Origin of the sequence: Mucilaginibacter sp. SG538B, assembly GCF_013376065.1 — a bacterium.
Classification (GTDB): domain Bacteria; phylum Bacteroidota; class Bacteroidia; order Sphingobacteriales; family Sphingobacteriaceae; genus Mucilaginibacter; species Mucilaginibacter rubeus.
This window is the reverse complement of the sequence record NZ_JABMJI010000009.1, coordinates 19,805-43,804: the sequence shown is the minus strand read 5'-3', so window position 1 is coordinate 43,804 and position 24,000 is coordinate 19,805. Positions and strand designations below refer to the sequence as shown.

The 24,000-nt window shown below is 41.9% G+C and carries 15 protein-coding genes; 1 reads left to right on the top strand and 14 read right to left on the bottom strand.

What is annotated here, in order from left to right:
• Positions 1 to 3 precede the first annotated feature (3 nt).
• The 14 genes from FHW88_RS29005 to FHW88_RS28940 all read right to left on the bottom strand — a co-directional run bounded on the left by FHW88_RS29005 (position 4) and on the right by FHW88_RS28940 (position 23,285).
• Positions 4 to 1,560: a glycoside hydrolase family 28 protein gene (locus FHW88_RS29005; RefSeq protein ID WP_176628979.1), complete on the bottom strand. Its 1,557-nt coding sequence runs from the start codon at positions 1,558 to 1,560 to the stop codon at positions 4 to 6.
• Positions 1,561 to 1,607: 47 nt separating this feature from the next.
• Positions 1,608 to 3,317, bottom strand: coding sequence for a RagB/SusD family nutrient uptake outer membrane protein (locus tag FHW88_RS29000; RefSeq protein ID WP_176628978.1), 1,710 nt, complete (start codon positions 3,315 to 3,317; stop codon positions 1,608 to 1,610).
• Positions 3,318 to 3,328: 11 nt separating this feature from the next.
• Positions 3,329 to 6,727, bottom strand: a complete 3,399-nt coding sequence (locus tag FHW88_RS28995) for a SusC/RagA family TonB-linked outer membrane protein (protein WP_255485483.1) — start codon at positions 6,725 to 6,727, stop codon at positions 3,329 to 3,331.
• A gap of 129 nt (positions 6,728 to 6,856) precedes the next feature.
• A complete protein-coding gene (locus FHW88_RS28990; RefSeq protein WP_176628977.1) occupies positions 6,857 to 7,744 on the bottom strand; it encodes a FecR family protein in 888 nt (295 codons plus the stop codon).
• Between the two features lie 163 nt (positions 7,745 to 7,907).
• Positions 7,908 to 8,420, bottom strand: coding sequence for an RNA polymerase sigma factor (locus tag FHW88_RS28985; protein ID WP_175489949.1), 513 nt, complete (start codon positions 8,418 to 8,420; stop codon positions 7,908 to 7,910).
• A gap of 111 nt (positions 8,421 to 8,531) precedes the next feature.
• The gene (locus FHW88_RS28980; RefSeq protein ID WP_255485482.1) at positions 8,532 to 9,335 is read right to left on the bottom strand and encodes a DUF4350 domain-containing protein; all 804 of its coding nucleotides are present in this window, start codon (positions 9,333 to 9,335) and stop codon (positions 8,532 to 8,534) included.
• A 31-nt stretch (positions 9,336 to 9,366) separates the two neighbouring features.
• A complete protein-coding gene (locus FHW88_RS28975; protein WP_255485481.1) occupies positions 9,367 to 11,262 on the bottom strand; it encodes a glycoside hydrolase family 97 protein in 1,896 nt (631 codons plus the stop codon).
• Positions 11,263 to 11,276: 14 nt separating this feature from the next.
• The gene (locus FHW88_RS28970; protein WP_176628976.1) at positions 11,277 to 12,809 is read right to left on the bottom strand and encodes a RagB/SusD family nutrient uptake outer membrane protein; all 1,533 of its coding nucleotides are present in this window, start codon (positions 12,807 to 12,809) and stop codon (positions 11,277 to 11,279) included.
• Between the two features lie 18 nt (positions 12,810 to 12,827).
• Positions 12,828 to 16,241, bottom strand: coding sequence for a TonB-dependent receptor (locus FHW88_RS28965; RefSeq protein WP_218117331.1), 3,414 nt, complete (start codon positions 16,239 to 16,241; stop codon positions 12,828 to 12,830).
• A gap of 281 nt (positions 16,242 to 16,522) precedes the next feature.
• The gene (locus FHW88_RS28960; protein WP_176628975.1) at positions 16,523 to 17,716 is read right to left on the bottom strand and encodes a FecR family protein; all 1,194 of its coding nucleotides are present in this window, start codon (positions 17,714 to 17,716) and stop codon (positions 16,523 to 16,525) included.
• A 113-nt stretch (positions 17,717 to 17,829) separates the two neighbouring features.
• Entirely contained in the window at positions 17,830 to 18,387 is a 558-nt protein-coding gene (locus FHW88_RS28955; protein WP_176628974.1) for an RNA polymerase sigma-70 factor, read from the bottom strand.
• Positions 18,388 to 18,767: 380 nt separating this feature from the next.
• Positions 18,768 to 20,831 (bottom strand): alpha-galactosidase, encoded by a 2,064-nt coding sequence (locus FHW88_RS28950; protein WP_255485480.1) that lies wholly within the window; start codon positions 20,829 to 20,831, stop codon positions 18,768 to 18,770.
• Positions 20,832 to 21,038: 207 nt separating this feature from the next.
• The gene (locus tag FHW88_RS28945) at positions 21,039 to 21,836 is read right to left on the bottom strand and encodes a hypothetical protein (protein ID WP_176628972.1); all 798 of its coding nucleotides are present in this window, start codon (positions 21,834 to 21,836) and stop codon (positions 21,039 to 21,041) included.
• 21 nt (positions 21,837 to 21,857) lie between these two features.
• Positions 21,858 to 23,285 (bottom strand): alpha-L-fucosidase, encoded by a 1,428-nt coding sequence (locus FHW88_RS28940; RefSeq protein ID WP_176628971.1) that lies wholly within the window; start codon positions 23,283 to 23,285, stop codon positions 21,858 to 21,860.
• A gap of 299 nt (positions 23,286 to 23,584) precedes the next feature.
• Here FHW88_RS28940 and FHW88_RS28935 point away from each other — a divergent pair, with 299 nt between their 5' ends.
• Positions 23,585 to 23,983, top strand: a complete 399-nt coding sequence (locus FHW88_RS28935) for a hypothetical protein (protein WP_176628970.1) — start codon at positions 23,585 to 23,587, stop codon at positions 23,981 to 23,983.
• The last annotated feature ends 17 nt before the right edge of the window (positions 23,984 to 24,000 follow it).

The window sequence follows — 24,000 nt, the reverse complement described above, 5'->3', positions numbered from 1 at the left end:
TTACTATAATTCTTTTTTATTTGCGTTGGCCAGTTTAGTATCCGCTACCGGGCGGCTGTTATAAATGTTAAAGTCCTTTACTTCATTTAAAACAAACGTCGCCGAGCTCGCTGTCTTTTGCGCTTTGATATGCTGAAAATCTGCACCGTTTACATGATCAAGAATAAACGCGGGGCGGAAATCATCTGCGATATAGCTAACTTCCACATCGTTCATTTTTAAATCTTTAACATTGCGGATAAAGAAGCCGTAAGAAGGCATAGTGCCAAAGCGATAGGGTTCTGGATATTCTTTTTCTAAACCGGGTACCTCACGCATGGATTGCTCTTTGGTGCCCCCGCCTTTATAATAGATCCTGATATTACTCAACCGCAGGTCTTCTATATCATGCCCTGGGATCCCGCTTATAATTGCCCCATGCTTATTATCGGCATTATAGCATACCACATTACTAATGATCACGCGCCTGAGCGCCCCTACAGGCGCACTTTCCGGCCCGCGCATGCGTGCACCAAGCCTTACAAAAATTGGCGCGTTAACAATATCACGCATGGTTATATTGGAGATGGTAACATCCTCTAAAAGTGCACCATCAACAGTTTCAAGAGCCAGGCCACGGCAGTAATCAAACACGCAGTTGGAGATGGTAACATTCTTAAAACCACCGTTTGATTCGGTACCTATTTTTATGCGGCCGGTGGGATTACCGTCAGAATATTTTTTTTCATTGCGGGTAAAAGTGCCGGCCAAAAATGAACCTTCATCGTAGCCGCTCACCTGGCAGTTGGTAATAGTAACATTTTCGGTAGCCCTGGCAAATCCAAGCCCATAGGTACTTTTAAGACAGATACCATCGTCATAAGGCGAGTTGATACTGCAGTTTGAGATACGTACGTTGCGGCAGCAGTCAATATCCATACCGTCGCGGTTAGTATCCATCTTAACATTATCAATAGTAAAATTGTCGATCCCCGTTGCGAGGATCCCAAACCAGCCGCCATGCAGAATCGAAATATCCCTGATAATTACGTTACGGCACAAATAAAGACTGATCGTTTTGTTCGGGCGCTTATCATCTTCACCCTTATTGCTCCGCACCAGGTCTTTACCCCAAATGGTACCGGGACCCAGTATTGAAATATCATGCAGGTTTTCGCCCCAGATCAGGCTGTTATGCCAGTGCCTGTGTCCAAAGTCCTGGTAGTTATTATCTATTTTAGCTTCTGGCTCATCATAACCTGAACCGGCTTCAATAGGCGCTGCAATTATGGTAGCCCCCTGATCGATATATAGGCTGATGCCACTTTTAAGATGCATAGAACCGCTTAAATAATTCCCTGCCGGAAAATAAACTGTTCCGCCGCCAGCCGCTGCTGCAGCCTCAATTGCTTTATTGATATTTTGAGTATCAATTGATTTACCGTCGCCCTTCGCCCCATATAACTTTACATTATATGGGGATGTTTCAGGCGATGTACTATCATTTGCCTGAGCTTGAATGAAGCAGAATGGCAAAAGAAAAATCAAAAGAATACGAAGTATAGTATAGTGGTTTTTCATAGTATTTTTTGTCGCTTTACGTTATGTACGCCTTACCTACTTCCGGTTTACCAACCCGGATTTTGCGGATATGGAGTACCTGTAATTGTTGCATCGATTTGTGTTTGCGGGATTGGGCGAAGCACATGAAATGGTTTAATATTAGCTTTACCATCCGTATTATGCAGTTTTACCCTTTCCAGCAGCTTCCCTGTCCTTGCAAGGTCAAGCCAGCGCACAAGTTCACCGCACAATTCTCTCGAACGCTCATCCAGAATGAAATCCAGCGAAAGCTTATCAACAGTGATATCCATTGCTGCTGCATTGCCTGAAGGATAAGCAGCCCTTTCACGAATGGCATTAATATATGGCACTGCGTCACCGGCACGGCCATCCATAAATAATGCTTCGGCAGCAATTAAATACGTTTCGGCCAGGCGATATATGATTATCGGCCTGCTTGAGGGCGAATTTTGATCGGGCCGTTTAGTATCAAAATACTTAATCATAGCTGGCGACAACGCAATGCTGTATTTGGCCGGCGGAATAACCTGGTAACGATAACCGGCAATCTGTGCCGAAGTCATAGCTTTACCAGGCATCCAGATAGCGGTGTCACCTACTGTAAATTTAGGTGCGCCGGGCTGAGCACCAACAGGCGCACCGGCTGGCAACGGATTAGACCACGTAGGTATTGAAGCTGCATTGTTGCATAACCAGGCTGTTTGAAACGTTTTATTATAACGCTGATCATTAACCCTTTCACTAAATACAGTATCAGTAAGCCAGTGCGTAGGCACTACGCGGATGTAAGGACGCCCGTAAAGGGTACTGCGCTGCATACCAGGCTGCACCTCATACTTAGGAACAAACAAATGGCACAGCAGGTTATCAGGACCGCTGTTATTTTGTGTGGCCGAGCCATTGTAAGCAAGTGTGGTGGTGTGCTGTACTGTCCACAATATTTCGCTGTTAGCTTCATTGCCTTCCGCAAATACTTTCCCGAAATCTTGCTGTAATTTTATTCCTCCGGCAGGTGCAACGTTTGTTATCAAATCAATTGCAGTAGCATAGGCGTTTTTATAGTCATCTGCCTGTTTAGCCGATGAGCCTGCCCTTGTTAAATATACTTTTGCAAGCATGTGCATTGCAGCGGCTTTTGTAGCCCTGCCGGGTTGTACACCATTGGTTAAAGGACTTGCAGGCAGAACCGAAATAGCATCTTTCAGGTCCTGAACAATGAAGTTATATATATCGGCCATTTTGTCCCTGTTAGCCGAAGTAGTAGGTACCGACTGAAATGTTTTATTTAAGGTAACGTCGCCCCAAAACTGAACTAATATAAAGTAATAATTTGCCCGTAAAAACTTGGCCTCACCAACCATGCTCGTTGCCGTTGTAGCGTCAATACCAGCAGGAACATTACCAATCAAGCCATTACAGGTATTGATATAGGTGTAGCAGTTTTTCCAGATGGTAGCAACGGTACCATCTGCAGTATTAAAGTTGCTGTTATATTTTACCAGGCCGTTGTTTCCATCGTTACCGGCAATAAATTCGTCGGTGCCGGGTACGGTTAATTCAAAATAGGTATCCGGCCCCCAAATGGTTCTGAAACCTGCATAGGCTGCAGTGAGACCTGCCTGAAAGCCCTGGCTTGTTGTAAAAAAAGCAGGGGTAAGCGTTGATTTCGGGGCTTCTATCAGTGTTTTTTTACAAGCTGTAGTTGTAAGACCTAAAAACAAACAGGTGTATAAATATATAGATATCCTTTTCATCTTATTTAAATTTAAAGTGTCATGTTAATACCGAATGTAAATGACTTTGTAGGAGGCGTATCAACGTTTAAGCTTCCGGCTGTTTCCGGGTCCAAACCATGATAAGTATTACGATACGGAGAAAAAAGAATAAATGGATTTTGCGCCGTAGCATATATTCTTAGCGACCGTGCACTGATACGCCTGGTTATCGATTCGGGCATATTATAGCCTAAGGCCAGGCTCCTGATTTTTAAAAAGGTACCGTCAAAATAACTTAAAGTGGATGAATAAGGCGTATTGGTTGAAGCAGAATTGGGTTTAGGATAGTAATTCTGATGATTGGTTGGTGTCCAGTAACCCTCATTCAGGTTATTATAATTACCCTGGAAGGTGTTAATGAAACTTCCGCTCTGGAACATTTTGGAAGTGACTAGTCCCCCCACCCTATAAGCGGCCACTACCGTAAAATCAAATCCTTTATACCCTATGCGGTTGGTAAAACCGCCGGTATAAGTTGGCTGATCTGACCCAAGTACAATCCTGTCGGCGGCGCTGATCTTTCCATCTTTATTTACATCCTCTACCCTGATAGTGCCAATCACAGAACCTGTACCGGTGGTTGTAAGACCTAAGCTTTTAGCCTGGGCAGTATCGGCAGCTGTATTTTGCCAGATGCCAATTTTTTTATAATCAAATATGGCATTGATGGGCTGCCCCACAAACAAACCGTTTGTGATATCCTGGGTAACCCCGCTCGCTAATTTGGTTACTTTACCCCTGTTAAATGCGATGTTAAAATTGGTGCTCCAGCTAACGCTGTTCCTGCCATTACCGGGTAAATTGATGGTGCTTATGCTTACTTCAATCCCTTTATTTTGCGTTTGGCCCACATTAGTTAAAATACTGTTTGGTATACCCGAGGTTGGCGGCAATGATAATGGTAACAGTAACGACCTGGTATACTGATGGTAGGCTTCAACCGTACCCGTAACCCGTCCCTGGAAAAGTCCGAAATCAACGCCCGCATTTAATGTAGAAGTATACTCCCATGTTAGATTTGGATTAGGAACATTGGTTGGATAAGCACCTGTAAGGTTGGTAGAACCAAAGTTATAGTTAACAGATGATAAAGCGCCCAAAGTTTGGTAAGGATTGATAGCTGTATTACCAACTGTACCATAGCTCGCTCTTAATTTAAGGTTTGACAGTACGTTTGAGTTCATCAAAAACGGCTCCTTGGTAACATTCCATGCAAGTGCTGCCGATGGGAATACATGATATTTATTACCCGGCGCCAGGCGCGATGACCCGTCTGAACGCATGGTTAAGGTAAGCAGGTATTTATTGGCATAACCATAGTTTACCCTAGCCATGTACGAGATGATATCCCACTTAGAATATGATCCGGAGCCGCTTAAATTTGCGCCGTACTGTGGGTTAAAATATTGGATACCATCCGATAGGATATTGTTGTAGCTAAATGAATTTGACTGCGACTGGCTTTCCTGTAAACTGTAAAGGCCTGTAAAATTCACATGGTGCTTTTGCGCAAATACTTTATCGTAAGTCAATATATTTTCAAGCGTATAATTATAGCTGTAAGTACTTTGGTTATTTGCTGTTGATGCGCCACCCAGGTTATTGGTAGTAGCGCTGGCGTAGTAGTTGCCGTAAATATCAGGCCTTATTTCGGCACCGCCATTAAACCTGTATTTTAAGCCGGGTGCAAGGTTAGCTTCGAGGTACGCTGTTGTAAAAGTCCCGAACCTTTTACGGGTTTCAACTGCGGCGCCCGGAACAAAATTTGCAAGCGGGTTCCATACCTGGTTGGCACTACCCGCTGTAAAACCTACTAATTTACCGGTAGCATCATCGTATGGTGTTGAAAGCGGGCTTGCCCTTAAAGCCTGACCAAGCGGGTTCGCGTTTTCACCGTTGGTATAGCTTAAGGTATTTAAGCTGCTTAAACCAACCTTTACATATTTACCCAATTGCTGATCAACACTCAGTTTAACAGAATAACGAACAAATGACTGGCCGAAATAGATGCCTGTTTCATTATAGTACCCACCGGATATGGCATACTGGGTAAGTTCGTTCCCACCTGCAACGCCCAACTGATGGTCTGTTACAAAGCCATTTTTATAGATCAGTTTTTGCCAGTCGGTACTGCGCCCGCTTTTTATAGAAGCCACCTCTTGCGGGGCAAACGAGCCATCGGTTAAAAACGCGGGATCATCAATGCCAGTATATTTACCGGGATTGCCGTTATATAGCCCCCATTTTTTGAGGTCTTCAAACTGAGGCCCGTTCATGATATTATACTGGCCCAGTGGTTTATTGAAACCGGCATAAGCACTATAGCTAACAGCAGCCGGACCACCCTTTTTCCCCCTGCGTGTAGAAACCAGCAAAACACCATTTGCACCTCTTGAACCATAAATAGCAGTGGAAGAAGCATCTTTTAATACCTCTAATGAAGTTATGTCATCAGGATTGATGTCATTCAAACTTCCGTTAAAGGGGATCCCATCAACTACGATAAGTGGTGAGTTTGAGGCATTTATAGATCTGTTTCCACGGATTAAAATAGAGGGGGACGCACCAGGGTGGCTGTTACCACCGCTTTTCTGGATATCCACACCAGCGGCCTGCCCTTGTAAAGCCTGGCCAAGGTTAGCGGCCGGAACATCACGCAACGATTGCTCACTAACTGAAACAATTGAACCTGTTACGTCGGACTTTTTCTGAACCCCATAGCCAACCACAATAACATCACTTAACGACTTCAGATCGCCCGTCATGGTTACGTTGATGCTTGTTTGATTGTTTACGGCAATCTTTTGTGTTTTGTATCCAACGGAAGAAAATATCAGCGTAGCATTGGCAGGCACCTTAATGGTATACTCACCCTTGGGGTCGGTGATCACCCCTCTTCCACCGCCTTCTATACTCACCGAAACACCCGGCAGGGCGTCATTTGAATCGGTTACTTTACCTGTTACTGTAATATCGGCAGCTTCAATATTTTGCTCATTGGTTTTGTTGGTTAGTACACTTGGTTTGGCGGAAGCTGATTTATCGTAAATTACAATTCCGGTATTTATCTCTTTAAATGACAAACGGGTTTTAGCGAATAAATAATTCAGGATTTTACCCAACGCTTCATCTTTGAATTTACGCGGTGCAATTTTGTAACCGCTTAGTTCAACCGGGTTATAAGAAAATTTAATATTGGTTTGCTTTTCGAGCTTATCAATTGAGCTTTGCAACGTTTCATTACCAAATACGATTTTCACGGGGGAATCCGAGATCTGGCTCGTTGCATGTTTGGCAAGCAAAACATGGCAAAATACCAGTGAGCTGACCATAACAATCGTCGATACCTTCATGAAAAAATTAAAAAATTTAGTTGATTTTTTTTTCATCTTTACGAGGTTTTTATTCTAAAAAACTATATGAATTATTGGATTAGCTTGGAACCTGCCAATAATTTATATCTGCACTCTCTGCCAATGCCCCTGCAGCCCGGCTTCGGGGGTACTGGCTTTTTGGGTTTAACTGTTTTCGTTTTTTGCCAGATAAACCTCCTTTCCTTTCAAAACATAATCTAAATGGTGGATGGTTTTAATGATGTCAAGAACATAGGATAATGTATTATTATTTGAAAAATGAATAGTTGTTATCAAATGATCATTCTCTTTATGACTATAGTTAATGTGAACACCATAAGTGTTTTCCAGCCGCATTACCAGTTCATTAAATGAAACACCGTACAAATTGACCTCGCTTGATTTCCAGGCTGCTACCTTTTCGGCATCAATTGTCCTGATTTGGTGGGTGGCCTTTTCCTGGTCGTAAACCATTTCTTTATCTGGTGTAAGCAAGCCAAAGGTTTCAGTTTTGTTACCGACAGCAACACGCCCCCTGGTAACTGTTAGCCTTACGTCACTGATGTTTTTGTAAAACTTTACATTGAATGCAGTACCTAATACCTGGGCGTATAAGCGGCCATAATGAACAATAAAAGGTGAAGTGCTATCATGCTTTACATCAAAGTAAGCTTCGCCGTTAATAAGCTGTACCTCTCTCGTTTTTCCAAAGCGTTCGGGGAATTTTATGGTTGAACCCGAGTTTAACCATACCGTTGATCCATCGGGAAGGGTTATTGTTTTGAGATTGCCTTTTTTTGCGGTTACGGCCATCATAGCTGCTTTATCTTTAACCGATAATTTAAAGTAAAAAAGCGCTGAACTACACATCAAAACCAATGAGGCGGCAATGGCATATTTGGCGGCCGATGTTTTTATAAAATGCCATTTCCCATAAATTTCTTTATGGATGTTATGAAGCATTTCCTTCTCTATAGCCCGCATAGCTTTTTCGTCCTGAAGATGATCATCTCCGGGCCCAAAACCTGGACCGGGCTTGCGCCATTTTATCATTATGAATGTTTTTTAAGTTTATCTCAACCGCTTATAGCAGTCTTTTTGGCTTTGTACCATATATACAAGGTCAGCTGGTTTTGGTACCAGATGTATTTTGCATTTTTTATTAAATGCTGCTATTCATGATCAATAGAAAACAACCATGTTATTAAAGGGCATTTCAAAAAATCCCCAGCTTTGTCCGTAATATTTTTAATGCGTTGGAGAGTTGATTCTTGACCGTACGAGGGGTAATATTAAGGGTTTCCGAAATTTCATTGACGGATAAGTTTTGCTGCCGCGATAAAATAAAAACCTCCTGCATTTTTTTGGGCAATTCCCTGATCCCTCCTTCAATCGTTGCTGAAAGTTCTTTTGCTATTAAGCTATCCTCGTGGTTATATTGATCTGTATCTTCCAGGTACAGCAAGCTATCCATGCCTCTTTTTCTGACCGAATCCTTTTTATGAAAATTGATGATGCTGTTTCTTAAACTTCTGAAAAGATAAGAGGCATTATACCTTTCTGGCTGCAGGCTATACCTGCAATTCCATAAACTAATAAAAACAGTTTGCACAAGGTCTTTTGCATCGTCCGATGAACCCGTTGAACGATAAGCACTATGATACAAAGCCCTCCAATTACGTTTATAAAACTCATCAAAGGCATTTATATCTCCGGCCTTAATTAACATGATTAATTCAATTTCTGAAAGCATTACTTAAAACTCAAAGTGACTTAAATTATTGATGTGTATAATCGGTTTAGGATTATAAAACCGGAATTCCGGATAAACTGGTTTCCTTTATTTCTTTGCCGGTATTTGATTTATCAGCCATTTGCTCAGATCATCGGCCGCTTTATCGTTATCAAAATCCATGGCTGCGGGTAGCCGTCCGTTGGTATATTCGTTATACAGCCAGGGATCGCCGACAGCAATTACTGTACCTGCCCCGTATTTGGCCATACCTATAATTACACGGGAGCTATCAGTTAATAATGGCGCCGCCGGGGGCGATAATTTTAGTGTGGAAATATCTTTGAGATAAATTTTTTTTGCCGTTTTAAATAAGGGATCATTTGCCGGAATTGTGATAGCGCCCATTTCAAACTGAGTACCAATAACGTGCTTGTACAAATCATCATTAAAGTGAATTCCAAATTTTTCGGCCAGCTTGTTGAGGTGTGGCAATTCGGCGTTTGCACTGTCATTCGCCATTAATACCAGTATCCCACCACGTTTAACCCAGTCGGTAATAGCTTTAATATGCCTGGCTTCAATATAATTAGGGTTAGCCGTTTCCTTTTTGGTATCAGGGTCAACTATTATATAAATATCTGTCCCAGTCAAATTTTGGGCGTCCGGTTTACTTTCAAGACTCTTAAGAAGGGCCCCATTCTTTTTAAAAACATCTCCCCAAATAGAGTAACCGCTGCTCCTCTGATCCTCCCAGGTATAATGATACCGTTCTAAAGTACCTGCGGAATTCTTACGGTATTCATTATTAAAAAAATAGTCTAAAGTAACGGTCTTAGTCTGCGCCATTATAGTAGGCCTTCCCAGTAAATTAAATACCAGTAGTATAATGTATCCTTTAATCCTTCTCATATAATTTTGTATCGGCTTTTATTGAATGCTATTATTTGTTAAACCTCGCCACATATCCGCCGCCCACACCTAAACTTAATGACAGTACATCGGTTGGCTTTGCAACGGAGCGCTCTGTTTTCAATGTTGCAGAACTCTCCGGATTATCATGAATATCGGTGCATTTAGCAGGCGAGCTGAGGAAGCTAAGCGGTATTTTTATGTTTCTGGGCTGAGTTCCGTTCATGACGGCCAAAAACCAGGTATTGCCTTTTCGCCGGGCAAAAACTGCCAGCTCACCAATGGCCGATGACGGCAATACAATCGTTTCGTCCCATGTTGAGGGGATATTTTTGATAATGTCGGCGCCGGGATTTGCCAGCAGATTTTTAGGATTGGCAGCATAGGTTAATAGAGGTGCACTTAAAATAACCGCGCTGGCTATCTGATTGGTCCAGGTAGTGTTTTTACGGCGGTCGCCAAAATGTACCGGTGTATATTCTGCCGGGCCTGCTAAAAAACGGGTAAATGGCAGCGTTGTGCTGTGTGTTGCCCTGTCTTCCAGCTTGCTTGATTCCATACCTTTAACAGCTTCCCGGGTAAGCTCATTGGGCCAGGTACGCGATTGCCCGGTAGGCTTATTTGATCCGTGAAAGTCGACCAGTAAATGCAGCTGTGCAGTCTCTGTTAAAATTGCCTGATATAAATCAACTGTCTCTTTTGCTTCATTATCAAAAAAGTCAATCTTTAAACCTGCTATTCCCAGATCATGGCAACGCTTAAAACGCGCGTGCCTGATGCTTGAATCGCGCAAATCCTTAGAGTGCATCCAAACCCAAATACTCACCCCCTTTTGCTGCGAATAATTAACGAGGTCCCTGATCTCGTCGTCACTCCATTTTTCCCAAAACCCTTCCAGTATATTGTGCTCAAAACCTAACCCGGCTGCCAGACTCGAATACTCTTTCATACCGGCCACCGATTTGTCGGCAGCGCCATCCAAATATTGCCATACTGCCCGTCCCGGCTTTACCCACGAAGTATTGACTCCTTCAGGAAAATATTTTTTATCGGGCGGAGGGCATAAATCGTGTACGGCATCACAATTAACCATTGCATTTAGATCAGCACCGATCATGATCACACGCCAGGGTGTGGTGATGGTTCCGCTAATTGCCGCAGGCTTTAAAACCCTATCAATATCTTCTTTACTATATCTTAGCTCATAAGGATGAGATATGGGATGATGATGAGCTAATTGCAATATCAATTGACTTTGCCCATTAGCCAGCAAGGCCATCCCGGAGTAGTTTTTAAGGTCGGCCTCGGTAATAGAAGCATATCCTGCGTTATCGGGTAACTTAATTGTGGCAGGCGGAGCTATCCATTGACCATTTTTTACAGAGTCAATTAGTTTATGGGTATGCACGCCTTCATAATGCCCGTTAAGGTCATGATACCAAATGGTGCTGCCGGCGGGAATATTAAACGCGGTAGCTTCATCTGGTACGTGGATAACACCTTTATCTCCTGGTATTGTAAAGCTAAAAGCAGCCGCGTCGTTAAATACCCTTACATCAAGTACAAAAGCGGTTTCGCCATGTAATAGTTTAATTTTTGCACCGTTAAAATGATTAACAGCTTTTGAATGCACGCCATACCATGGATAGGTTTCATTTATGCTGTAAGTTGTGCTTCCTGTAATAGTGGCCCGGTTGGTTAATGCCGTTTGATCAATACTGACCGACATGGCTGATGTATTGACAACCGGCTGGCTCTTATAAGTGACTGTATAAAATATGGTTCCCTGTTTGTTGAATACTTCCATTCGGACCTGCTTATCCGGGCTGTAAACAACTACATTAACGGCAGCAAACAAGCCTGATGAACAAGCCATCAAAGAGAGCGCTATACTTATAGCCACTCTCATTTTTTTAATAATTTTCATCGTTTACAGCTTGATTAATAGCCCGGTGTTTGTTTAAATGCGGTGTTGCCCACTGCTTTGGCAATATCAATTTCTGTTTGCGGAACCGGCCAGATAGTATCCCTCAGCGGAAACGTTCGCTGTGTTGCGTTCGGGTCTTTGATGGTTGGTATAATTACCCTATCCCAAGCCCATCTTTTTAAATCAAAATATCGTTGTCCTTCAAGTGCCAGCTCAATCCGCCTTTCATGGCGGATCCTTGTACGCATATCATCCTGCAAAAGTCCGGTGGGTATTGGCGGCATATTTACTCCGGGGCGGGTACGAACTGCGTTAATTGCAGCATACACGGTGGCATCAGGGCCGGAAACCTCGTTCTGTGCCTCGGCATACATCAGCAAAACATCTGCATAGCGTAAATAAACCCAGTCCTGATCGCTTTGTGTGCCTATAACTGTTGCACGGGTGGAATCAACTCCCTTTTTGTTAAGGAAACCGGCAGAAGCGCCAATAGCCGCCGGAACAAAAGGGATCCCTCCTTTATACAACACGCCGGGCGTTAATATTGTAGCCAATAACCTTGGATCGCGGTTAGCATATGGTGTTGCGGAATTATATAAAGGCGATGTACTGATTGGTTGCCCGTCGGTACATTCATAATCATTAACCAGGTAACTTAAAGGCTGGAAACTTGAACTATAGGTATATAAATAATCTGCCGGGCTAAAAGCCGTGGGAACCTGGTAACGCCCCGAGAACATGATCTCGGGGTTGCCGTTTTGTCCCGGTTTTAAAAATAAATTCCTATACCCACCTTTATAAATTTGAAACTTGCCATCTGTTATAATGGTATTAGCGGTAGCGGCAGCCTGCTGGTACTGATGCCTGGCCAGGTATACTTTTACCATATAGCCCATAGCAGTGCCCTTAACGGCGTGGCCGGAATAAGCAGTATTGGGTAAATTATTTGCGGCAAAGGTAAGGTCGTTTAAAATGGTATCAATCACCACAGATTTTGGTGTCCTTCCCATCTGGGTATTCGCCGGATCTATGGTGATCTGATGAAGCGATAAAACAACATCGCCATACAATTGGGTAAGCGTAAAATACCAGTAAGCCCTTACAAATCTTACCTCGGCCAAATATTGGTTTAAAGTTGCAGATGGCAGGTTGATTTTACGTACGTTATCCAAAAAAGTATTACATGCCTGGATAGCCCTGTAGGCAGTTGAATATGCATCTGTTTGCAGGCCGCCAACGGTTGGCGTTATGGCTCCCTGTGCTATATTTGAATAGGCACCGCTGTATGCGTTATCACTAAGGCTATCCCAATATGGCGTACCAGCGCCAACGCCCTGCCCGGTATTTCCGGACGCGGTATAATTAAAACCCTGGATAAAAAAGCTATAGATCCCCGCTAAAGCAAGGTCGGCATCATTTTGTGTTTTCCAGTAAACGGAGCTGGCAATATCTGCCGGAGGGTTCTGATTTAAAAGGTCTTTTTTACAGCTGCTCACCATTAAAACGGCTGTTAAAAAAAGCATCAAGTATTTTATCGTTGTTTTCATGATCGTTTCAAATAAATGTTAAAATGTAGCCCTTACCCCGAAAGAGTAAACCTGATTTTGGGGATGTGTAACATACCTTGTGTTGGATACTATCCTTTCGGGATCAAGACCGGGGAACTTGGTGAACGTTACCAGGTTATCTCCGGCAAAATAGATCCGCAGGCCCGACATAAATAGATGCTTAACCCAATCCTTAGGTAAATTATAGCCAAGCTGAACGTTTTTCAACCTTAAAAAAGAAGCATCTTTTAAATAATAGGTAGAAGCTGTATTGGCATTACTGCTGATGTTCCCCTGGCCCAAAACATAAACCATAGGCATGGTTGTGCTTGGGTTAGATGGTGTCCAGGCGTTTAACCACTCTTTGGGCGGAGGAGATCCCTGGTTAAATGGTTGTATCCCCCAACCGTTAACATATAATTTTTGCCCATACGAGCCGTAAAAGAACACCGTAAGATCAAAATTATTCCAGTTAACACTTGTGTTAAAAGCGTAATTAAATTTAGGATAGGCACCCGGCACTATTACTCGGTCGCTGTCATCAACCTTTCCATCGCCATTGGTATCCGCATACTTCATATAACCCGGCTGCGGATTATATTGCTGCGTTGGCGAGGCTGCTATTTCTGCTGCCGATTGAAAAATCCCCACATACTTAAGCATATAAAAGCTGCCATAAGGTTGTCCCTCCTGATTAATGGTATTTGTTCCTGTACTTATGGCCGGAGCCCCATAGGAAACTAAAGTGTTTTTATTGGCCTGAATGTTTCCGCCGAATGAAAATCCAACATTACCAAAGCGGTCGTTATATTCAAAAGACGCTTCGATACCGGTATTTTTCATTTTACCATAGTTTATAACGGGTGCATTAAGGCCAAAGTAAAGCGGCGTAAGTGTGGTGGCCGTTTCGAGAATGCCCGATGTTAATTTATCATACCAATCGAACGAGAAGCTGAGTTTGTTGTTCAACACCGTAATATCAGTACCGATATCAAATACCCTTGTAGTTTCCCATTTGATATTGGGGTTGGTTAATGAATTATTGATAACGCCACTTGTTACGGTGGAGCCTACAAATGGATAAGCATAGCTTGTTTTATTATTATAATAGCTTTTGAAATTATAGGTTTCCTGGTATGGATAGTTGCCGATATTCTGGTTCCCCAAATTACCTAATGACGCGCGTAGCTTTAAATTATTTAACCAGCTTACATTTTGCAGGAATTTTTCTTTGGTGGCGGCCCAACCTAACGATACCGATGGGAAAAATGCCCACCTGTTGTTTGCCGGAAAACGGGAAGATGCATCATACCGGGCATTGGCCTCCAACAGGTATTTCTCCTGGTAATCATAATTTAAACGCCCGTAGTACGAATGCAAGGAGTAAATATTGCTTGTGCCGTTGGTAAGCTGCGAAGCAATGGGCCCGGCATCAACCTCCTGTAATGTATTGGATGCAAATGGTAAATTACGGAGCCCTTCCAGGTTTTGCGACTTGTTATATTCAACCTGCGTGCCGGCCAGTAATTTAAAGTTATGATTGTTATTAATTGATCGTGAATAGGTAAACTGTGTATAAGCAACCGGGTAAAATGAATTATTATCGGTTACATCAATGCCTTGTCCATTTACATCCAGGGTACGTTCAGGTGCATCGCCGGGCTTTGCAAACCAGTTGTATTGATTAATTACCGGCTTAAAATCGATAGTTTTATTGTAATCGAAGTTAAAGCCGCCGTTAGTTCGCCATTCCAGGCCTTTTAACAAATGAATGTTTAAATAAAAACTGCTTTGTAAATAATAATCGTTTTGTTTGTTGATGGCGTTTTTGGCAATTGCAATTGGGTTTTTGTTGGGTGTTTGAACACTGGGGAATACTGAATTAGTATACCTGCCGCTGCCATCGGGTAATATGGGGCCATACATAGGCTGTTGTGACAGAGCAGATAAAAACTGATCCTGACTCCCCCTTGAGGTGTAACCTCTCTCGCTGCTGTTTAAAGTAATGGCTGAACCAAATGTTGCCCACTTGTTCAATTTTGAAGTGAGGTTGAGTTGAATATTGTATTTTTTATAGTAATATCCCAGCATAACATCAGGCTGATCAACATAGCCTAAACCAACGTTATAAGTGGTGCCATTGCTACCTCCGGTGATACCCAGATGATGAGTTTGCACCTTAACTGTATTAAAAATGGCATCTAACCAGTTATAATCGGGATATAATGTATGATCTGTTGGGTTAGTATAAAGTGCGATTTGCGCATCGCTATATTTATTGGGATAATTTGAATTGGTTGCGGCCTGGTTCCAGAGTGTCATGTACTGGGCCGAATTGTAGATCAGGTTGTTGGGCAATGCTGAAGCTCTTGTGATACCAAGATTATAATCATAAGAGAGCTGCATTTTGCCCTCCTTGCCTTGCTTGGTGGTTATTAATATAACTCCGTTTGCAGCACGCGTACCATATATTGATGCCGAAGCTGCATCTTTTAGTACAGTTACCGATTCAATATTTTGCGGATCGAGGGCTGTAATACTCCCCGGCAAACCATCAACAATGATGAACGGCGAATTGCCTGCGCTGCTGAAAGTACCCGTACCCCTTATGCGTAAAGAAGTTCCTTCGTTACCGGCTTCGCCCGAACCTTGTACAACGGATAAGCCGGGTAGTTTTCCCTGCAGTAATTGAGTGGGATCTGTAGCCACTCGTTTATTCAGTTCCGATCCCGTTACAGTAACAACGGCACCTGTCAAATCAACTTTCTTTTGGGTTCCATAACCTACAACTATCACTTCACTAAGCCTGGTTGAAGCTTCTTTCATCGTGATATTGATCGCCTTTTTTTCGCCAACTACTACTTCCTGTGTTTCAAAGCTCACATAGGAGAAAACTAATACCGCCTGCCCATCGGGCACTTTTATGGTATACTCACCTTGCGCGCCTGTAATGCTTCCTACCGTAGCCCCTTTTACCTTTACATTAACACCAGGCAGCGGCTGTCCTTTTTCGTCAATTACCTTACCATGAATGTCAATGCTTTCCTTTACTTCCGCTGCTAACTCTTCCTCCTTTTTTTTTATAATAATAGTTCCCTGAATAATGGTGTAAGTAATAGGTTTATTGCGAAAACACTCATTTAGTGTCTCTTCAACCGTTGCATGTTCAAGATTGATATTTATTGTCCCGGCAAGGGTTGTTTCGGGGTTCACATTTATCAGTATTACATGATAGCCGCTTTGTTTTTCAATATATTTGAGAATTTTTTTGACAGATACATTTTTTTCATGAAGTGTAACTGTTTGACTAAAGCTTTTGGCACTAACGCTGCTAAAAACAGTAATCATTATAATGGCAATCAGTTTCATAACCAATAAAACTTTAGTTATAGCAGGCCGCATGCCCGCTACAGACTTAGAAATGAATTTCATACTTTTGTACGGTTTGGGTTAGACGTTGAATTTCAATTATGCTTTCCAGGGATAATTGGTTTACCCAGATACTACCGGGCAGTGTTACGAGCACTCCCGGTTACTATCTTCGTTTTTCGTAAAATCGTATTTATAAACATCTGTGGCTATAAATACGAGCGGAGTGAATTCCTTTTAGGGAGAGATAAGTATTTGTTTTCTCATCATTTTTAATTTAGGTGAACAATTGGTTGTTGTGGTTATATATTAAGCGCTAATCTTCTCACACATTAGCCCTGTCGTTACTTTGCTACAATTACCGTTTTACCCTTAATAGTGAAGTTTAACCCGGCGTATTTTAATATATTGGTAAAGCCTGAAAAATCAACCTTGCGCGATAGCTGACCGGAGAACTGCAGGTCTGGCATCTTCCCTTCGTACACCACTTCAATATCATACCATCGGGATACCTGTTGCATAACGTCTTTGATATCGGCCTTAGTAAACATGAATAGTCCGTTTTTCCAAGCTACCTCTTCTTCAACATTAATGTCGCTCGTGATTTTTTGCTGGCCCTGACCATTAATTATTACCTGCTGCCCCGGTTTAATCTCATTTATCATAGCAGATGACTGTACGCTAACTGCTCCTTCTAAAAGCGTAGTTTTGTAAAGCTCTTCATCGTTATAAGCTTTCACATTAAAGTGAGTTCCAAGCACCTTTACTTCTGCTTTGTCAGTTTTCACTATGAAAGGCATTCTGGCATTTTTAGCTACTTCAAAATACGCCTCCCCACTTAAGTAAACTTTGCGTTCGCTGCCCGAAAATGAAGTTGGGTAACGTAATGAAGAAGAAGAGTTCATCCAGATCTTTGAACCATCGGCTAATACCAGTTGGTACTCACCTCCGCGTGGAACGACAATGGTGTTATATATTACCTGCTGTCCGGCATTTGCTTTTCCGGCATGTTTGTAAGCTAATATTTCGTTTTTGTTAGATACTGCAGTTCCATCATCCTCGTTGATAGATACCTGTGTATGATTTTTAAGCGCTACCTTTTGGCCATTGCCTAAAATTAAGATAGCTTTGTTACTGCCGGGTTTGATCATGGTGGCTTGAGCTATCTGCGATTTATCATTCCCTTTTACCCGGTTTTCATTCCGGAGATATAATAAAATTGAGATACTTAAGGTCAAGATGACTATGGCTGCATACTTCAATAACGATGTATAATTAAAACGGCGAACTGACTCTGATTCCGGTTCAGGTAATTTCCGCAGCAGCTCATTCCATGCTTTATCGTTATCAATGTTATCCCAGAAAGCCAGCTTTTTTTCAAGGAAGCCGGCATCTGTCAGCTTTTCAAATTGCACTTTGTTTTCGGCACTTTCATTAACCCATTCTTTTAACCATAGGTATTCTTCCTGCGAAATATCACCGTTTAAAAGTTTGCCGATTAGTTCAGCTACGTAAAAGTCCCGCTCGTTTTTTTCCATTTAATAACATACAAACAACTAAAGGAAGCAAACGGGTGACAATGGTATGATCTTTTTTATTTTTTTATGGGGGCAGAAAATGCCCGGGAATGGAGTTATAGAGAAGAAGGGACTTAAACTTTATGTATAAGTAATAACAAAGCGGTTGGAGAATGCTTTAAAATTTCGCGAAGGATACGCAGGCTCCGTACTTTTTGTGTTTTTACCGTATTGATAGAAATATTTAAATAATCGGCAGTCTCCTGGTTACTTAAGCCTTCAAAATAGCTAAGGTATATTACTTTACGATAGCTTTGTGGTAATTGCTGCACAGCCTGCTGAACTTCCTCTAATACTTCGGCTTCAATAAGGCGGTAAATTATGTTTGGTTCGTCAAGGCTTTCAGTTTGACGACTTTCAAATTTTCCAACAACCTTTTGGTGCTTATAACTGTTGATGCAGCTGTTTTTGGTAGTTAAGTATAAAAAGGCCTTTATTGAATTTAAACCATCAAAACTTAAACGACGTTCCCATAGCTTTACAAAGGCATCCTGCACAAGATCTTCAGCAGCATCTTCATTAACAATTCCTGCAGCAAAAAAACACACCCGCTTATAAAACATATTAAAAATATGATTGAAAGCTTCCTTATCCCCATTTTGAAATGCCACCATTGAAATTGCTTCAGGCATAAACATCAAACTTTAAGTTTACTAAAATTAAACACAGTAAATAACACTGTAACTACCTTTGTGTATCGAATACACTTTATAACAGACCGATTTATTGTTTTTAGACGTCTAACCTATCGAAAAAAAAACGAAGCCCAAACGTTATTTATCTTATTAATACCCTTATCAATGTCAAACTGTAACAACCATATTGTAAAAGTCACGATTACGCACTGTCGGGCTATAATTGGTAAAACTAAAGTAGAGATAAAATTTAATAGTAAAATGATAATTTACTACAAAGTACGCAAACGTTTGCGCTACTGTTATTACGGGTGTTGCATTAACTTGTACGTACCCTGTTTAACCAACAGGCAACAGCTTAGTGTTACGAAATGTTTCTAATTTGAGGCGTTTATTTCGATTATCATACTGCTTAAGGGTATTAATTTCCCGGGAGTTAAACTAAGCCCTACCTTCATCAGGTAGTCCCCGCTAAATGTACCGCCGTTTTCGGCAAGGTTTGATTTGACGCCAGGCATCAGGTTTATCTCTTCTACCCGGTATAATTTGTGGCTGTCCAACCCTTGCAAACGCACCCGGTTAAACACTTCTTTATAACGTGTGTTAAGGTTATAATTAAACACTACAGATTTTGATTTTTCATCATTTACATACATTGCCACCATACGGTTCTCCTCGTACGGCGAAATAAGGCGGTACAGATCGCCAAACCAAATGATATTGCTCAGGCGATTATAGTTTTTAACTGCCTGTTTGCTAAACTCCAGTTCGTCATCTGTCATTTTACTAACCTTAATGTCATAGCCCAACTTATCCATCATGGCAACATCTGTTTTAAATTTCATGGATTGTTTGCCCCATGAAGTAACATGGCTTGATATGGTTAAAGAAGGGAAAAAGTTACTATATCCCCATTGTATATAAACTCGCTCTAATGGGTCCGTATTGTCGCTAGGCCAAAACTCCGTGAAGTATTTTAAAGCCCCATAATCTGTGCGACCGCCGCCGCCGGCACACAACATAATTGGAAAATGCGGGTATTTTTGGCGCAAGCGGTCAAGGATTTTATACAAGCTTAAAGTATAATCAACATATAACGCAGATTGCTTGTCTTTTAAATATGGAGACCATGCATTGGTCATGTTGCGGTTGCAATCCCATTTAATATAAGCCAGACCTGGATTTTTGGTTAGCATATCATCCACAACATGGTAAACATAATCTGCCACTTTAGGATTGGTAAGATCGAGCACTAATTGATTCCGCTGATAATTTTCTTCGCGGTTTGGTAATTTCAAGATCCAGTCGGGATGCTGCTCATATAATTCGCTTTTGGGATTCACCATTTCGGGTTCAAGCCAGATCCCGAACTTCAGGTCTTTAGCTTCGGCTTGTTTTACGAGATAAGCGATGCCGTTGGGCAATTTTGATTTATCTTCCTGCCAATCGCCCAAGCCGGCTTTGTCATTATTTCGGGGATATTTGTTCCCGAACCATCCGTCATCCAATAAAAACAGGTCGACACCCAGCTTTTTGGCATCATCAAATAAATTAACCAGTTCTTTTTCATCAAAATTAACGTGTGTAGCTTCCCAATTATTGAGCAAAGTAAGGCGCGGTTTATTACCATCAAGTACACCATAATTGCGGACCCATCTATGTAAATTACGACTGGCCTGCCCCTTTCCGCTGGCCGAATAAGTAAAAATAAAGGCCGGAGTTGTAAAAGTTTCACGGTTCTTTAGTTCATATGCCGATGCATAAGTGTTAATGCCTGGTATAATCCTTAAAGCATTACGCTCGTCTATCTCAAAATGAAACTTAAAATTACCTGTCCAGGCCAGCGTTCCGGCTATCAGTTCGCCGGTTGTTTCATCTGCCGGTTTATTCATCGCAAGAAAAAACACGGGAGTTTGATACATATCGGCCCTTGTACCTAATTTACTGTCAATCTCCTTTATGCCACTGGTCAGTTTGCTTTCCTGCATTCTCATTTCAGATGCCCAATCGCCATGGAATTGAGTAAGCCAATAATCCTTAGCTTCCAGATGAAGCATACACGAGGCATAATCTTCAAGGGTTATTGTTCCTTTTTCATTGTTTTTGATTTCTGTCCATGCTTTTATAATATCTTCCCTGTTAAAGGCCTGGTAATGCAAAACTACATGTACAGGATATTTAGGGTCCTTTAACTGAATGGATGTTTCGCTGACGTTGTTGTCAATGCTTTTTGTAGTATGGCTAACGTACCTCAACTCAAACGAAGGATTACGATCATTATGGATTAAACGGATGGCAGGCTGCAGCAAATCTTCCATTCCGCCTGTAATATAGGCTTCATGTTTCCCGGCAGGAACCAGGGCGGTTTCTTCGTTATTTAAAAGCCGTTTACCAAGGTATGACTGATAGATCCTGTTATTTGCGCCTATTGTAAGCACCATGCTTACATTATTTGTACTTATCAATATTGCCTTACCAGTTTGCGCGTTTACAATTGCCGAACGGCAAAAAAGAACTAAAAAAAAAATCCGTATAAAATTATTCATATTATAAGTTTGACTTTAATCCTGGTATCAACTCTTTGATAATTTAAAAAGCCATACATGCATAAGCTTAAAGTGCTCTAAAAACTACGTGTTAAAAAACTATCAGTTTTGTTCCCCGATAAAAATGTCGGCAAACATTACATCTTCGTCCCTAATGTAAGCAGGGCTTTTCAAGCTCCGGTATACGCCCCATTTCGGCCTGCAAAATGAAGTCTCTTTTCGCCACAGGTCAATATTGGTATTGACATAGCTGAGCAGTACCTTATTATCTGCAATCCGTTTGATCTCAACATTGTAAGTTCCAACGCTATCATAATGAAGCGTCTCTGTCACTTCAACCCAGTTGCCTTTAAAATCGACCAGGTTAACGCCGGCTAAAACCCCTTGCGAAGTTCCTTTTGCCGAACCTGTATGAATTATTTCAAACTTATCAGGCTCACCAAACCGGGGTGTAAAAGTTATAATGGGAGCTCCGGCATCTCCATCACCCGCTTTTATCTGGTGGATATGGGTAAACGTTGGTTGTGCTTTAAAGCCGCTGTCTATTTTAAACTTCCATTTGTAAATAACCGTTTCACCCCGCTCTCCCTTTAATTTAGCTGCGGATGGGCCATATGTTTTGATTTCTACCCGCACCCTGTCGTAATTCCGGCAGCGATCATTATCTTCTTTAGCATGGCTGTGAAAAACAAAAACATATTCACCTAAATGCTTATCAAACGCTTCTGTAATATGTTTAACATGATGGGCACAATCAGGAACTTCACAGGCATCGCCACCCAATACACGAGATATTTGCTGATATGCATCGTCACTTCCGTCTGCTTTTAAAACAACCTGTGCTTTAAGCAGGTTGCTCGTAAATAGCAATCCGATAATCAAAGATTTTTTTAAAAACATAGTTGATCCTTGTTTCAATTGTTAATCAAGCGCACCTGTTTTCATTGTACCGGTTGGGTTAGCAGCCTGCCTGCTTATCTCCCCTTTTACTTCTACCTTTATTACGGTAGCAATGCTATCCCCGGCTTTATCGGGGACATTTATAATCAGGCCTTCACTTGATAGCGCAGCTTTTAATGCTGTATTCCCGGCCAGCATTTTAGCGCTTAAAACTTCATTTTTGAGACCGGGAATAACCAGCTTTCCGTCGGAAGGCCAGTTAAACACAGAGAAATACAAGGTGGTATTTTTGACGTTTGGTTTAAGGGTACATCTGCCCCAGCTTAAGGGCTGAAGTGGACTTGACTGGGTAGCGTATATTGCTTCGCTGTTTACCTTCATCCATTCACCCATCTTTCTCAAGGTGGTTATACTTTCCTGCGGAAATTCGCCTTCGGCATTGGGGCCAATATTTAACAGGTAATTACCCCCTTTTGATGCAATATCAATGAGGTTGTGAATTAACGTTTCAGGAGTTTTCCATTTATGATCATAGCTTTTATACCCCCAGGTACCATTCATAGTCATGCAGGTTTCCCAATCTTTTCCATCAACCTCGCTCAGGTTGGGTATTTTTTGCTCTGGTGTTTTGTAATCACCCGCGAAGTTTGGACGCTTAAGCCGGTCGTTAGTGATAATGTTGGGCTGTAATTTTAACAGGTCATGCAATTTTTGGGCAAACTCATCAGTCATGTTTGTAGGTGTATCCCACCAAAATACGGCGATATCACCATAATTGGTTAACAGCTCTTTTACCTGCGGAACAGCAACCCGATCAATATAATCAGCCATTGTTGCCGAAGTTTGAGCAGGATCCCAATGGCCATTATGTTCAAGGGTATAAGCATCAATCTTGGCTGAGTCGGGGTTCGGCCAACCTTCGCTGCTTAATTTACGCGCTGCCGCACCACCCGGGTTATTCCAGTCTTGTGCTTGCGAATAGTAAAACCCTAATTTAATGCCATACTTTTTGCACGCCGCCGCTAAGGGCTTTAAAACATCCTTACCATAAGAGGTGGCATCTGCAATATTCCATTTGCTGGCATTTGATTTAAACATGGCAAAGCCGTCGTGGTGTTTAGCTGTAATTACAATATACTTCATACCGGCTTCCTTGGCCAGTTTTACCCAGGCATCCGGGTTGTATTTTACGGGGTTAAATTTTTTTGCAAACTGCTGGTACTCGGCTATCGGAATCTTGCCCCTGTTCATGATCCATTCACCACCGTGCCCTATCTCGTATCCTTTATACATACCGGCCAGCCCGGCATAATCGCCCCAATGTATAAACATGCCGAAACGAGCCTCCCGCCACCATTTCATACGTTCATTGCGGGACAGCTCTTTTTGTGCAAAAACATTATGCGCAACAAAAATGAACAGCCAACAAGCTATAAAAAGTTTTTTCATAAGGATTTAATTTTAGCGGTTATAATCGCAATGATTTATAATAATGTTCGTATTAAAGCAATATGTATGCATAAGTAACTATATTGCTTTACGATATAATACAAGTACCATGAGGTTTGGTACCAGAACGCTACGTAATAATTTCAGGTTGATCTCATAATAGCATTTGTATCATGACCACTCACCGTTCAAAGCTGCCGCTTACAATTGTATTGTCAATTATATTGAACTGTAAGCCGGATTGGCCTGGCTTACGGTTTTTCAGTTTTCCTACAGAATTTATTAGTTAATTTACGCTCATGCTCAAAAGAATCGCGGCTTTTTGGACGATCGGGTATTTGCTCTTTGGCAGCATTGCTTTGCCATTGGGTGATTTCTCGCTGCTTAACGAATTGCCGCGTATGTATCAGGCTTATGAAAAGGTGGTCACACCGGACGAAAAAGGTGTGCTGGATTTCATCGGAGATTATCTGCTAAACGGTAAAGACCTGTTAAACCATAACCAGCATGATCAGCCATCAAAACCCGGTACGCTGCAATTCCAGGGCACGCCATCCTTTGCGGCCATTATTCAACCGGTTAGCCCGTTTTTGGCTGAACCTGTATCACTAGATTTCATCACCCCAGCTTCGTTACATCATAGCTCCGGTGCTTTGAGCTATTACCATCCTTCTTTATTTCGTCCGCCTTTAGCGTAAGAAAACCCTCATTTTCT